Annotated in this window: 13 protein-coding genes; 7 read left to right on the forward strand and 6 right to left on the reverse strand. The window is 46.0% G+C overall.

The features are described 5' to 3' along the window. Positions 1-66: 66 nt before the first annotated feature. From dbpA to K5Q92_RS08895, 3 genes are all read right to left on the reverse strand, one after another. Entirely contained in the window at positions 67-1,476 is a 1,410-nt protein-coding gene (gene dbpA / locus K5Q92_RS08885) for an ATP-dependent RNA helicase DbpA (RefSeq protein WP_220768647.1), read from the reverse strand. A 297-nt stretch (positions 1,477-1,773) separates the two neighbouring features. After that, positions 1,774-2,454 carry a DUF3313 domain-containing protein gene (locus K5Q92_RS08890; RefSeq protein ID WP_220768648.1) on the reverse strand — a complete coding sequence of 227 codons (681 nt, stop codon included), beginning with the start codon at positions 2,452-2,454 and terminating at the stop codon, positions 1,774-1,776. 140 nt (positions 2,455-2,594) lie between these two features. Next, positions 2,595-2,801 carry a YheV family putative zinc ribbon protein gene (locus K5Q92_RS08895; RefSeq protein WP_220768649.1) on the reverse strand — a complete coding sequence of 69 codons (207 nt, stop codon included), beginning with the start codon at positions 2,799-2,801 and terminating at the stop codon, positions 2,595-2,597. 152 nt (positions 2,802-2,953) lie between these two features. Between K5Q92_RS08895 and K5Q92_RS08900 the strand changes: the two genes are divergently transcribed. Together K5Q92_RS08900 and K5Q92_RS08905 are read left to right on the forward strand one after the other, a co-directional pair. After that, positions 2,954-4,864: an ABC transporter ATP-binding protein gene (locus K5Q92_RS08900; protein ID WP_220768680.1), complete on the forward strand. Its 1,911-nt coding sequence runs from the start codon at positions 2,954-2,956 to the stop codon at positions 4,862-4,864. Between the two features lie 80 nt (positions 4,865-4,944). Next, positions 4,945-5,418 (forward strand): TIGR02444 family protein, encoded by a 474-nt coding sequence (locus K5Q92_RS08905; protein ID WP_220768650.1) that lies wholly within the window; start codon positions 4,945-4,947, stop codon positions 5,416-5,418. Here the strand turns inward: K5Q92_RS08905 and K5Q92_RS08910 are convergent. Together K5Q92_RS08910 and K5Q92_RS08915 are read right to left on the reverse strand one after the other, a co-directional pair. After that, positions 5,415-7,004 (reverse strand): GMC family oxidoreductase, encoded by a 1,590-nt coding sequence (locus K5Q92_RS08910; protein WP_220768651.1) that lies wholly within the window; start codon positions 7,002-7,004, stop codon positions 5,415-5,417. The two genes, K5Q92_RS08905 and K5Q92_RS08910, sit on opposite strands and share 4 nt — an antisense overlap. A gap of 113 nt (positions 7,005-7,117) precedes the next feature. Further along, positions 7,118-7,633, reverse strand: coding sequence for a TAT leader-containing periplasmic protein (locus tag K5Q92_RS08915; RefSeq protein ID WP_220768652.1), 516 nt, complete (start codon positions 7,631-7,633; stop codon positions 7,118-7,120). Between the two features lie 166 nt (positions 7,634-7,799). Here K5Q92_RS08915 and K5Q92_RS08920 point away from each other — a divergent pair, with 166 nt between their 5' ends. The 3 genes from K5Q92_RS08920 to K5Q92_RS08930 all read left to right on the forward strand — a co-directional run bounded on the left by K5Q92_RS08920 (position 7,800) and on the right by K5Q92_RS08930 (position 10,046). Beyond that, the gene (locus K5Q92_RS08920; RefSeq protein ID WP_220768653.1) at positions 7,800-8,780 is read left to right on the forward strand and encodes a hydrolase; all 981 of its coding nucleotides are present in this window, start codon (positions 7,800-7,802) and stop codon (positions 8,778-8,780) included. Next, complete coding sequence (locus tag K5Q92_RS08925) at positions 8,774-9,028, forward strand: YheU family protein (protein WP_220768654.1); 255 nt, start codon at positions 8,774-8,776, stop codon at positions 9,026-9,028. Before K5Q92_RS08920 ends, K5Q92_RS08925 begins: the two co-directional genes overlap by 7 nt. Before the next feature lie 130 nt (positions 9,029-9,158). Further along, complete coding sequence (locus K5Q92_RS08930) at positions 9,159-10,046, forward strand: phosphoribulokinase (RefSeq protein WP_220768655.1); 888 nt, start codon at positions 9,159-9,161, stop codon at positions 10,044-10,046. 546 nt (positions 10,047-10,592) lie between these two features. Here K5Q92_RS08930 and K5Q92_RS08935 read toward each other — a convergent pair. Continuing rightward, entirely contained in the window at positions 10,593-11,375 is a 783-nt protein-coding gene (locus K5Q92_RS08935) for a tetratricopeptide repeat protein (RefSeq protein WP_220768656.1), read from the reverse strand. 455 nt (positions 11,376-11,830) lie between these two features. Here K5Q92_RS08935 and crp point away from each other — a divergent pair, with 455 nt between their 5' ends. Together crp and K5Q92_RS08945 are read left to right on the forward strand one after the other, a co-directional pair. Further along, a complete protein-coding gene (gene crp, locus K5Q92_RS08940) occupies positions 11,831-12,466 on the forward strand; it encodes a cAMP-activated global transcriptional regulator CRP (protein ID WP_012156707.1) in 636 nt (211 codons plus the stop codon). A gap of 83 nt (positions 12,467-12,549) precedes the next feature. Continuing rightward, positions 12,550-12,885 (forward strand): PepSY domain-containing protein, encoded by a 336-nt coding sequence (locus K5Q92_RS08945; RefSeq protein WP_374758444.1) that lies wholly within the window; start codon positions 12,550-12,552, stop codon positions 12,883-12,885. The last annotated feature ends 81 nt before the right edge of the window (positions 12,886-12,966 follow it).

Below are 12,966 nucleotides of genomic sequence, written 5' to 3' on the forward strand. Positions count from 1 at the left end.
GCGGTTATATCAATACAAAAAAACAGCGCCTAAGCGCTGTTTTTTTGTATCGAAAGAAAAATGCGTCTAGCGCAGTTCCCAAGCTCGATATGAACGACCTTTTAGTTTGCCGTTAACAATTTTATTCAGCGCCTTCTTGGCCACTTTACGATTAACTGCCACATAAGAGCGCATATCGGTGATCTTAATCTTACCCACTTCACTACCTTCGATACCATTGTCACCAGTTAAGGCACCAAGAATATCACCAGGGCGTAGCTTCTGCTTCTTACCACCGTCAATTTGCAAGGTGGTCATCACTGGCTGCACAGGGAAGGTGTCTAGAAGATTCTCTGGCGGCAATGCTTCGTTAACAATATCGCGCTCTAAGTAATCTTCCAGTAGTGCAATCTTATAACCATCTTCATGGTTATAGAAAGTATGTGCTGACCCCTTACTGCCCGCACGGCCTGTACGACCAATACGGTGAATATGCACTTCGGTGTCGTATGCTACATGATAGTTGATCACCGCATCGAGAGCGTCGATATCAAGGCCACGAGCCGCAACATCGGTTGCCACCATGATTGACACACTCTTGTTGGCAAACTGCAGCAGAGTCTGATCTCTATCACGCTGCTCTAAGTCACCGTGTAAAGAGACAACGCTAAAGCCGTCATTCTTTAGCTGCGCCGCAACGTCTTTAGTCTCACGCTTGGTATTGCAAAATACTACAGCGCTCTCAGGACGATACTGCAGTAGCAATAACTTGAGCGCACGCATGCGATCGTTGTTATTACCCACTTCATAAAAATGCTGTTCAATGGTGTTTGTTGCGTGAGTCGAAGCCACTTTCACCATCACAGGTTTAAACATGATCTTGTCAGCAATCGACTTGATCTGCTCTGGAAAAGTCGCGCTAAATAATAACGTCTGGCGCTCAATTGGCATGCGTTCCATGATGCCTTCAAGTTCCACTTGAAAGCCCATCTCTAGCATACGATCAGCTTCATCAAGCACTAAGGTATGTACGTTTTCTAAATCTAAGCGGCCGCGATCTAAGTGATCGATAATACGCCCTGGCGTACCCACAATAATATGAGCACCGTGTTCTAAGGAGCCAATCTGCGGCCCCATTGGCACACCACCACAAAGGGTCAACACCTTAATGTTATGAATGCCACGAGCTAGGGTACGGATCTCTTTCGCTACCTGATCAGCAAGCTCACGGGTGGGGCATAACACTAAAGATTGAATACGAAAACGCTTAACGTCTAACTTGTGCAATAAGCCCAAACCGAACGCAGCAGTCTTACCCGAACCGGTTTTACCTTGGCCAATCACGTCTTCGCCATTTAAGATCGCAGGCAAGCTTTGTGCTTGGATAGGGGTCATCGACTCATAACCCATGGTCTTTAGGTTATCGAGTAATTCAGTCTTAAGGTTAAGACTTGAAAACGGCGCTTGGCCATCGGTATTGGGGACTGTTTGAGTCAAAGTATCTTTCCTAAGTATTCACTGCTCATGAGGGCGTTCTCCCTCTAAGACTCGATACCTTACTCAGGCTCATCAAATCGCGCTTTGCAGTGATAATATCATGGTGACAAGGCTCCAAAATGCTAGGAGCAAAGTTGTCGTTTTCTATCGCTTTAAATTATAGCGCGCTATTGTAGCAGTAATTGCTCTAGTTGCAGCATACCCAATGGATAATAACCGCTAAATATCACTCCCTGTGACAAATCAACTCATCTCAACACATTTGGCTCACCCGCCCTGCTCCTCAAAAGCGATGAGTTACAAACGCTCATTGCGCAAGGTTTTGCCAAGGCGCTCTACCCACCAATCTATGGCATCCTTTGCATCATCGGTTGAGTCGATCATAGTGCTTAAATCTTTGCTGCCCGCTTTCCTGTCAATTACAGCAACGATAGGTTGAGCAGTCTTAGCATCGCTGATCATCAACTCTATGGTCGCGCTACCCACATTGGTATGCTCACCCGTCACGACCTTTGAAATACTGGAAATGCCTAGCCCGACGGGTAGTATGCTGCTGGTCACAGCTAAGATAGGATTAGGTGTTTCGATATTCGTCAGGGCAACACTGACCCTGAGGGTGTTGTCATCTGGCTCTGTGACTAATTCAAAGCGTTGACTGGCTTTGTCTTTAATCTTACTCACCAGATATTGCGACACTTGAATAATCTCTTGCTCGTCAAGGTTATCGTAGCGGGTTTTATCATCCAGCACTAACCAAGCTTGATCGACGATAACCTTGTCATATTCATTGAGAATTTGCCTAAGATCCTGCAGGCTTTTGATTCTCGGCTGCGCCCAGATCAGATCGCTCCCGCCATCAGGCCCAGGGCGAAAGTCATCAAAGGAACTAAACATCTGCGATTTTTTATAATCATGAATCGCTTCGCAGCCCATTAATAGAAGGCTCACTCCAAGCACACACCAACGTATCACCGTCATTACCTTTTACCCGTGTTCGCTAATACCAACATTTTGTTGGCCTACAAAGTAACTAGTTTACACGAGTCAAGATAAATATAAACACCAAGGTACACAGCTGTACATTTTACTAAGAGTGTATTTAGGCAAACTTCCGCAAGCTAATCTGGAGTAAATACGCCAATTACAGCACCCGTTGCCTTCTTTTCCACTTTCTCTTCGGTCTGTTGTTCACGATAGTCACAGTCAACGCACTCAACCGTCTCCACACCATTTTCTTTAAATAGCACAATAGACTCTTTAGCCTGACACTTAGGGCATTTAGCGCCAGCCACAAAACGTTTTTTCACTTTTTTAGTTGTTGTCATGATTTTACTTCCAGTCCATATATACCTAACATTTTGCCATAAAAGCTGCGCCGTGACCGTATTTTTCCCCGATGCGCGTAGAAGTCGCTATGCCTTCTAGGCTATTATCACTTCCCAATATTTGCGCTAACTCAGACTTTAAGCCAACTTCAATGATCACCATCACTCAAGCTCAACTCATTCGTGGCTCGAAAACCTTGCTCGATGAAACTTCGTTAACTGTCTACCCAGGCCACAAGGTCGGTCTAGTCGGTGCTAACGGTAGCGGCAAGTCGTCACTACTGGCACTAATTATGGGCAAGATTAGCCTAGATAAAGGCGAATTCAGTCTGCCTAGCGGCTGGCAGATTGCCACAGTGGCGCAGGAGACTCCGGCACTTGAAGTTGCAGCAATCGAATATGTGATCGATGGTGATACTGAGTATCGACAACTTGAGTCAGAATTACATGCAGCCCAAGAAGCCGATGACGGTCATAAGATTGCCCTACTTCACGGAAAAATCGACGCCATTGGCGGCTACGCGATTCATTCTAGAGCGGCGAGCCTATTAGCGGGTCTAGGTTTTAGCGAGCAAGAACAGGGCAATCCGGTGAAGAGCTTCTCCGGTGGTTGGCGTATGCGCCTTAACTTGGCTCAAGCCCTGTTGTGCCGCTCAGATCTACTGCTACTCGATGAGCCAACCAACCACTTAGACTTAGACACCATGTATTGGTTAGAAGGTTGGATTAAAGCCTACCAAGGCACGCTAATTCTGATCAGTCACGACCGTGACTTTATCGATGGTATCGTCGATGAAATCGTTCATGTCGAAAACACTAAGCTGAACTACTACAAAGGCAACTATACCTCTTTCGAGCGTATTCGTGCCGAACGTATGGCCCAGCAGCAGGTGGCCTTTGAGCGTCAACAGAAAGAGCGCGCCCATATGCAGTCTTTTGTCGACCGCTTCCGCTATAAAGCCAGTAAGGCAAAGCAAGCCCAGAGCCGCTTAAAAGCACTTGAACGTATGACCGAGCTGCTGCCATCACAAGCGGATAGCCCGTTTCATATGGCCTTTAGAGAGCCGGAAGCACTGCCAAATCCACTGGTGACCATGGAGCAGGTTTCTATCGGTTACGGTGAAACCGAGATCCTTAAGAAGGTACACCTCAACCTAGTGCCTGGTGCTCGCATTGGTTTGCTTGGCCGCAATGGCGCCGGTAAGTCGACCTTAGTGAAGCTACTTTCTGGTGAGCTTTCGCCAATGAAAGGGAAATATGAGACCAATCCTGGCTTAAACATCGGTTACTTTGCCCAGCACCAGCTAGAGTTTTTAAGCCTAGATGACTCACCACTGCAACACTTAGTGCGCCTCGCCCCTAACGCTAAGGAGCAGGAGCTACGTAACTTCCTAGGCGGATATGGCTTTAATGGCGATATGGCACTGGCGCCAGTGCGCCCTTTCTCTGGCGGTGAAAAGGCCCGCTTAGTGCTAGCACTGTTGGTATGGCAACGCCCTAATCTATTGCTACTCGATGAACCGACCAACCACTTAGACCTAGAGATGCGCCATGCGCTGACCATGGCACTGCAAACCTTCGAAGGTGCCATGATTATCGTCTCCCACGATAGACACTTACTGCGCCTAAGTTGTAGCGACTACTACCTTGTTGACCAAGGCGAAGTAAAAAGCTTCGACGGCGATCTCGATGATTATCACCAGTGGCTGCTCGATGCCGCTAAGGCCGCCGGTAAGTCAGAAGAAGCTGAGCTAGCTAAACCCGTTCAAGATAAGAAGCTACAGAAGCGCTTGGAAGCTGAACTGAGACAGAAGCTGTCTCCGCTCAAAAAGGTACAAACTAAACTTGAGAAAGAGCAGCAAAAAGCAAACGAGCGCCTAAAAGAGCTTGAAGAGATGCTGGCCGACACCAGTCTTTATGATGCCGATAACAAGGCGAAACTCACTCAAGTACTTGCCGAGCGCACATCGCTGACGCAAGGGCTAGAAGAGAGTGAGATGGAGTGGTTAGAGATCCAAGAAGAGATCGAAACCATAGAGCAGAGCGTTCGCGCAGAAGCCTAATTTAGTGAGCAATACTAGGGGAGCATGGCTCCCCTTTTTGTTACCCTCACCTATACTGGATAACCAGAAGGTCTACCTCGATGACATTGCCTAACCCTATTACTCCAAGCTTGTGGCATGATTGCGATAGCCTCTACATGGAGCATCAGACCCTGTGCTTGCAGTTACAGGATGACCACCAGCTCAATGTCAATTTATTACTATTAGCCCTATGGCTCGATAAACATCACTACTCACTTCCAGAGCCACAATGGCAAACACTGCAACAAGCGACCCTAGCTTGGGAGCAAAAGCTGTTGCTTCCCTATAGGCAGTTAAGACGCCAGAGTAAGACGATGCTTGAAACTGACGAGTACCAACAGATGTTAAAGCTTGAGCTGGTGCTAGAGCGAAAGTCTCAGGCGATGATTTTAAAGGCGCTGCAATCTATGCTTGTTAAAATCGGAGTAAACACCAATAACGCTAACCTCAGCCACTATTTAGCCCTGTTTGACCTAGATAGCCGCGATTTTCCGTCACTGCAAACAAGCCTGCATAACAATAAAAAACCTTAACCGACTTTAAGTTTCTCAGCTAACCGTGTCGCGTTTCTTGCGGTAATACCATAGATAGATAGCTGCGGATTAGCCCCTAGACTCGTTGGGAATATCGAGCCATCCATCACTGATAGGTTATCGAAGTAGTGCGACTCACCGAAGCTATTCACCATCGACAACTTAGGGTCTTCTCCCATTGGACAGCCGCCCATCACATGGGCCGATGCAACAACGGTTTTCAAAGGCGCTAAGTCCATCTCACTGATCACTTTTTTAGCCTCACTCCAGCTCGAAAGATAGGGCATCCCCTCGCTTATCGGCAATACTTGCTGTGCACCGGCTGCAAATTGCAGCTCAGCCATACTAGCAAACGCGCGCCTTGCCGCTCGCCAAAATGCATCGGTTAACGGGTAATCGAGCGTGAAACCACGGTCGGTCAGCTTGACCTGCCCGCCCTGACTATTGTCATGGAAGCCATCTCTAACAAGCGCAATGGTCACTTGTAGCTGATTAAACTTCTCCATCAGCTGGGCATGGCTTTGGCCATAACCAAGGGTTTTAGAAGCAATTAATATCGGATGGATAGGCGGTACTTCAAGCTTATAACCAAGCTCACCATCTGCGCCATCTTGCCAGACGAACTCGTCAGAATAGATAGACTGAGGCGCACCGCTATGACCATTGATTGGATCGCTAAACACCGCGCCGCTCAAAAGAGTGGGATGCAGGAAAGTGCGCTTGCCAATGATTTCATGAGGGTCAGGCAGCTTAGAGCGCAGCATGATAGTTGGTGTGTGGATAGCGCCTGCTGCCAAGATATAATGCTTTGCCTTAAACATCAGCTCAACCGGAAGCGGCTTCATATTGTTATCGACCGCTTGGGCCTTCAACGCAAAAATCTTGTCGTTATGATGCTCAAGCTTGAGAACTTGAGCCTGACTCACCAATGTTGCACCACGCTCCAGTGCTGCCGGAATGGTAGTAACTAACATAGATTGCTTAGCATTGACCGGACAGCCCATACCGCAATAACCGGTATTCCAGCAACCCAGAACATTGCGCTTAATAACGGTATATTCCCAACCTAACTTCTCACAGCCGTGCTTTAACGCCTGATTATTACGGTTGGGCTCATAAGCCCACTCGCTAATGTTTAGTCGCTGCTCCATCTTCTCAAACCAAGGGTCTAACTCGGCACGAGACAGGCCTGCAACCGTTTTAGCCTGAGCCCAATAATCCAACGCTGGCTCAGGAGTACGAATCGAAGTGGTCCAGTTAACGGTTGTGGAGCCACCGACGGCGCGCCCCTGAAAAATTCCGATAGCCTTATCTGTGGTCTTCATTCCAGCCGCTTGCTGGTAGAGATCGGGATAGGCGACTCGCTCCTCCATCACAAAGTCTTTCGATGACTTAAGCTGACCAGACTCAACGATAATCACCGACAAACCTGCTTCGGTAAGAATTTCTGCCGCAACACCGCCCCCTGCACCACTGCCGACAATCACCACATCGGCTTCTAAAGTCTGGTTTTCGGTAAGCTTAGCCGCATTAATATGACTCCAACCGGAATCGAGCCCAGTAACAATTGGGTCTTCAATAGCCATAAATACTCCCCTTTCCGGTCAAATGAGTCTTAACCAATAACTTCACTTCATATCCTCCAGAATACTTGGCTCAATATTCATGGCGAAAATCGCTAGAGTCGTCACTAATTGCATTATTTCATATCCTCAAGAAATGTCGGTTTAGCGTAATGCAATCGACTCCAGTGTTCAGGGCTTGAATAGTAGCTCGCCATCACTAGCTCTCTTAACCCCTGATAGGCAGTCACCATCATATCCATGAAGCTGGTACGCCAACTCTGCAGCATCTCAATCAATTCGGCTTGATTACGCATCATCAAAGGCGTCATGCTGCCGGTTAAAATCAATAAGCCAAGTCGCCCCTCTAACATCTCAAGAAGTTGCTCTAGTTCGTCAAAGGAGTCTTGGGGAAGGATGGAGATGGTATGCTCGATAGCATCTAGAGTTCGATTTATCGAATCGCGTTTTAACGTAGCAACATCGGGGAGTGCTCCATCGAGAAAGACAGGAACGAGCACGCTAAATAACAGACGGTGTTTGTCATCGAGTTCTTTATTGACGCCAACATAATCTGACGAGTAATAGTTTACTCCCAGCGCTAAGCAAGCCGTACCTGCTAATGCGGTTGTGATAAAGGTCCGTCGCTCCATCGAGTCCTCTCATTGTTATTATGAATTTTATGGCGGCAAAACTGCGCGGCCCTAGCGCTTACAACGACAAACAAAGCGAATAAAAGACCTGTATAAAATCTGTGTTACACTCTGCAGACAATAACAATTAAACATACGTTTTAATTTTCAGCAATAGCCAATTACTATGAGCCAGATATTTTCCCCCCCTTGGTGGGCCAAAAATCCCCATATCCAAACGATTCTACCCGTGCTAACCAAAGTGGACAAACCACAACTTAGACGTGAGCGATTAGAACTGAGCGACGGTGACTTTATCGATCTCGACTGGCAAGGCTCCCCTAAGGATAGTCAGCCGATATTGGTGATAATTCATGGCTTAGAAGGAAGTGCGCAATCCCATTATGCACGGCGTATGTTAGCGGCCTGTAAGGCGTTAGACTTATGTGCAGTGGTGCATCACCACCGCAGCTGCTCCGGAGAACTCAATCGTCTAGTGAGAGGCTACCACAGTGGCGACACTCAAGATCTACAAACCAGCTTGAATCACCTAAAGACGCAATATCCTGGCAGCCGCTTGCTTGCAGCGGGCTATAGCCTAGGCGGCAATGTGTTGGTTAAGTACCAAGGTGAGCAACAAGATAGCAGCCTGATTGACAGAGGCGTTGCCATCTCGGCACCACTGCAGCTTGGCTCCTGCGCCAATCGACTTGAGAAAGGCTTCTCAAAAGTTTACCAAAGCTATCTGATTAAACAGTTACAAGAGAAGATGCGTGGGAAAATAGCCAAACCCGAATTACAGCCCTTAATGCCCATAAATAAAAGTGACATTGAGCGGCTAACAACATTTTATGCCTTCGATGATAAGATCACCGCACCGCTACACGGTTTTACCGATGTTGATGACTACTATACTCGCGCCAGTGGCTTACCTTACCTAAGTCAGATCACTAAGCCGACCTTAGTCATTCACGCTAAAGATGATCCCTTTATGACGCACGCAGTGATCCCATCAAAGGCACAACTATCCGATCAGGTACACTACGAACTGCACGAAAATGGTGGTCATGTGGGCTTTATCGATGGTGGTAGTCCGTGGCGACCGCAGTATTATCTTGAAAAACGCGTATTAAACTTTTTAACCTCATTGGAAACATCAGTATGTTAGTGCCTTATGAGTCTTTAACCCAGTTACCTAGCGAGACTTTTGACAACCTCATTAAAGAGTATCTTATCAGCCAAGTCGAAGATGGCAGCTTTTCTGGTGATGGTGAACATAGTATGGATAGAGCCATCGTTCAGTGCAGGGCCGCACTCAAACAGGGGATCTTAGTGGTTGAATATAACGAGGAAGAGGAATCCATCGGCATCAGACGCAAAGAAGATATCGTCTATCAAGAGAGTGATTACGATTAAATTGACCTAAGCGAAGCGAGTCCGTATAACTTAAGATACTGAACCGCAATCTGCTTACCTGAGTCACTATAGTTAGCCATTTAGGCTAGTGTACAGGTGATAGTTAACTATCTATATTTTGGGTAAAAAAATGTCAGCGAAACATCCGATCATTGCAGTAACTGGCTCCTCTGGTGCAGGCACGACGACCACGACAACAGCATTTAATCATATCTTTAGACAACTCGGCATTAATGCCGCGATTGTGGAAGGCGACAGCTTTCATCATTTCACCCGCCCAGAAATGGCGGTAATGATCCGTAAAGAGAAGACCGAGAATCGAAATATTAGCTATTTCGGCCCGGAAGCGAATGACTTTAACCGTCTTGAGCAGTGTTTCAGGGATTACAGTAATACTGGACAAGGTGAGACTCGCGCCTATTTACACACTTTCGATGAAGCAGTGCCCTTTAACCAGATGCCCGGCACTTTTACCCAATGGCACCCATTGCCTGAAAATACCGATATGCTCTATTACGAGGGGCTTCATGGTGGTGTTGTCACCGATGACTGTGACGTCGCCCAACATGTGGATCTGCTTATCGGCATGGTACCGATTGTTAACCTTGAATGGATTCAGAAGATTATCCGAGATACTTCGGAGCGTGGCCACAGTCGTGAAAAGGTGATGGATTCAATCGTACGCAGTATGGACGATTATATTAACCATATGACACCACAGTTTTCTCGCACCCATATTAACTTCCAGCGCGTGCCCACGGTAGACACCTCAAATCCATTTAGCGCTAAAAGCATTCCAACCTTAGATGAAAGCTTTGTGGTGATCCGTTTTCGTGGCATAAAAAATGTCGACTTTCCCTACTACCTAAAAATGATCCAAGGCTCATTTATGTCACGCATGAATACATTAGTGGTACCCGGTGGCAAGATGTCCCTAGCCATGGAGCTCATCCTTACCCCATTGGTAAAAGATTTGATGGACAAGCGACTAGAACTTATTACTCAAGAGGATGAGTAACTTTTACTAAGCCATTACTTATTAAGATTAGTTTAAGCCTGCTTATGTAGACTGCGGCTTATCGGGATTTCAGGCGAAAGAACGATAAGTTAGCGGTCCCTTGGAGGTAAATTCCCCCATCTTGATCTGTTTGTTTCCTTGGGACTGTTAACTGACCTCTTCTTAGATTTTTTATCAAAAGTAAATTCCACATCCATGCTTGATCTGTTTGCTGCCTTGGGATTGCTAACTGACCTCTCCTTATTAAAACCCCTGAAAAGTAAATTCCACATCCATGCTTGATCTGTTTGTTTCCTTGGGATTGCTAGCTGACCTTACAAAGACCCACAATAGTAAATTCCACCGTCATGCTTGATCCGTTTGTCTTCTTGGGACTGTTAACTGACCTCTTTTTAAAAGCGCTGACTGACCTCTTCTTATTAACCCCCCAGAAAAGTAAATTCCATCAGGATGCTCGTACTGCTCTTGGTGTTTTTCAGGCACAAAAAAAGCTCCTATTTAGGAGCTTTCTATTTATCAGTACTGTTCATGAGCAGTATACAATGACTAATTACCCGTTAGCGGCAACACTTCACGGTAAGGTTCGTAGTTTTGGTAGCGCTTAAGACGCTGCTTAAACTCTGCCGTTTTACTTTGATCTGTGCTCAGGTTTAATGCCTCTATCGCCTTCTGCTGAGTCGAGATGGCGGCATTAAAATCTCCAATTTCAGCATAAGCGGCAGCAAGGTTATCTAAGTTTGTTGGATCTTGCTCATTTGACTCAAGCAGTGCCAATGACAATTCGAGTGCCTTATTACCATTGCGATATTGCGCTTCAGGGCAAGTCGCTAGAATCCAGGCCACATTGCCAAGCGAAACCATATCGCCTACGGCATTAAACTGCTCGACCGCCTTACCGCAATTTCGCTCAATCCCTTGACCACCCGCCGCATAAATAAAACCGAGTCTAAAATTAGCCCACTTGTTTCCCTGTTTGCTCAACTCACTATACCATTGCTCGGCAGTCGAAAGGTTACGTTCGATTAGGCTACCTTCGAATGCTAAATCAGCGATAGTTTGCTGCGCTTTTGTATGACCAAGCTCTGCGGCATCGGTGAGCCACTGCACGCCCAAGTCTCTATCTTGTGCGACAAAACGACCTGATAAGTACATTAACCCCAACAGATACTGTGCATCTTTGTCACCCTGGGTCGCTTTGAGTTGAATGTGTGCTAAACGACTTGCTTCTTCAGCGCCTTGAGGCTGCGGAATCGAGAACGCGTTAGCTCCAGTGCTAACGGCTAAAAAAAAGACCACAACAGTATTTAAAATCCAAGGTCTACAATTCACGATAGGCTCCTACAACTCACTAAAAATGACTGCAAATAAGGCAAGAGTTAACAGTCTCTTTAATATTATTCTTACCCAAGTTAGCCAGAAATTAGCTTGAATGTCGAGTGCAAACAATACAGAACCACTAATGAGAACTATTTCTCTTATAAGAATTCCACCATTAAGAATATTGTATACACGTTTAAATCTAATCCTCTGCACATTCGAAGTGAAAATGATTGTAACAAGATGTGATATAAGCCTAATTGTTCACTCAACAATTAGGCTTAGCTGCGGATTCAGTTGACATATATCACTAATGTATCAGAATACGTATATCTAAATGGCTAGACGCCTTTGAGTGGGTAAGTCTAAACTAAGACTTCTATCAAGGTTTTAATAGCTTAATTGACGTAAGATGCTTAATTAGCATATTCTTACTTTCATAATGTAATCAGCCGAGGAACATAGGCATGGCTCTGATTGGAAAGCCAAAACCAGATCCTACTTTGGAATGGTTTTTATCACACTGTCACATTCATAAATATCCAGCCAAAAGTACTTTGATCCACGCTGGTGAAGATTCAGATACACTTTACTACATAGTAAAAGGCTCTGTTGCCGTCTTGATTAAAGATGAAGAAGGTAAAGAGATGATTCTTTCTTACCTGAATCAGGGCGACTTTATCGGTGAGCTAGGTTTGTTTGAAGAGCAAGCAGAACGTACGGCATGGGTTCGTGCTAAGCAAGCTTGTGAAATCGCAGAAATCTCTTACAAGAAGTTCAAGCAGTTAATTCAAGTTAACCCTGAAATCTTGATGAAGCTTTCATCTCAGATGGCTTACCGTCTGCACAGCACAAGCCAGAAAGTAGGCGACCTTGCGTTTCTTGATGTTGCAGGAAGAATTGCACAAACTTTGCTTCACCTTGCAAAGCAGCCAGATGCGATGACACATCCAGATGGCATGCAGATCAAGATCACTCGTCAAGAGATTGGCCAAATCGTTGGCTGCTCTCGTGAGACTGTAGGTCGTATCTTGAAAATGCTTGAGGAACAGAACCTTATCCAAGCACACGGTAAAACTATCGTGGTTTACGGAACTCGATAAGCCAGTATTAAGCTCGGTTTAAGACAGCTTCTATAAAGTGGCCTGAGATTATCTCAGGCCATTTTTTTTATTAGGAGTTCAGTGTGAAACTAGCATTATATCTATGCCTTATGGCTGCGATGCTACACCTGCCTGCAGCGGTCGCTAATCAAAAAATTGAAGTTCAGCACTACGAGGCTCAGACCTTAGTAAAAAGCGGTCAAATCCTCTCTCTAGACGTTACCCTTAGCAGTATCCAAGCCATGTGCAATGGCAAGCTCATTGACGCTCACTTATATCAGCACCAGAGCCAATGGCGCTATGAGGTGCAAATACGTACCTCAAAAGGGCAGCTCGTTGATCTCGTGCTCGATGCCAGCACTGGCCAATTGGCAAAACCCGCTCAACTTCCTGCGAGCTGCAGCGCCGAAAAAGTTTAAGAATCAAATCTGTTGCACTGAAGTGGCACTTTTGAGTTAACATGAACCAACTCTGTAAATCGTCTGTCACTTAGTAAGGCA

It is taken from the genome of Shewanella sp. MBTL60-007 (assembly GCF_019654915.1).
Taxonomy (GTDB): Bacteria; Pseudomonadota; Gammaproteobacteria; order Enterobacterales; family Shewanellaceae; genus Shewanella.

Coding starts and splice junctions, on each gene's coding strand:
- K5Q92_RS08890 (WP_220768648.1), bottom strand. CDS start 2,454: ATGACGGTGATACGTTGGTGTGTGCTTGGAGTGAGCCTTCTATTAATG.
- K5Q92_RS08895 (WP_220768649.1), bottom strand. CDS start 2,801: ATGACAACAACTAAAAAAGTGAAAAAACGTTTTGTGGCTGGCGCTAAA.
- K5Q92_RS08900 (WP_220768680.1), top strand. CDS start 2,954: ATGATCACCATCACTCAAGCTCAACTCATTCGTGGCTCGAAAACCTTG.
- K5Q92_RS08905 (WP_220768650.1), top strand. CDS start 4,945: ATGACATTGCCTAACCCTATTACTCCAAGCTTGTGGCATGATTGCGAT.
- K5Q92_RS08910 (WP_220768651.1), bottom strand. CDS start 7,004: ATGGCTATTGAAGACCCAATTGTTACTGGGCTCGATTCCGGTTGGAGT.
- K5Q92_RS08915 (WP_220768652.1), bottom strand. CDS start 7,633: ATGGAGCGACGGACCTTTATCACAACCGCATTAGCAGGTACGGCTTGC.
- K5Q92_RS08920 (WP_220768653.1), top strand. CDS start 7,800: ATGAGCCAGATATTTTCCCCCCCTTGGTGGGCCAAAAATCCCCATATC.
- K5Q92_RS08925 (WP_220768654.1), top strand. CDS start 8,774: ATGTTAGTGCCTTATGAGTCTTTAACCCAGTTACCTAGCGAGACTTTT.
- K5Q92_RS08930 (WP_220768655.1), top strand. CDS start 9,159: ATGTCAGCGAAACATCCGATCATTGCAGTAACTGGCTCCTCTGGTGCA.
- crp (WP_012156707.1), top strand. CDS start 11,831: ATGGCTCTGATTGGAAAGCCAAAACCAGATCCTACTTTGGAATGGTTT.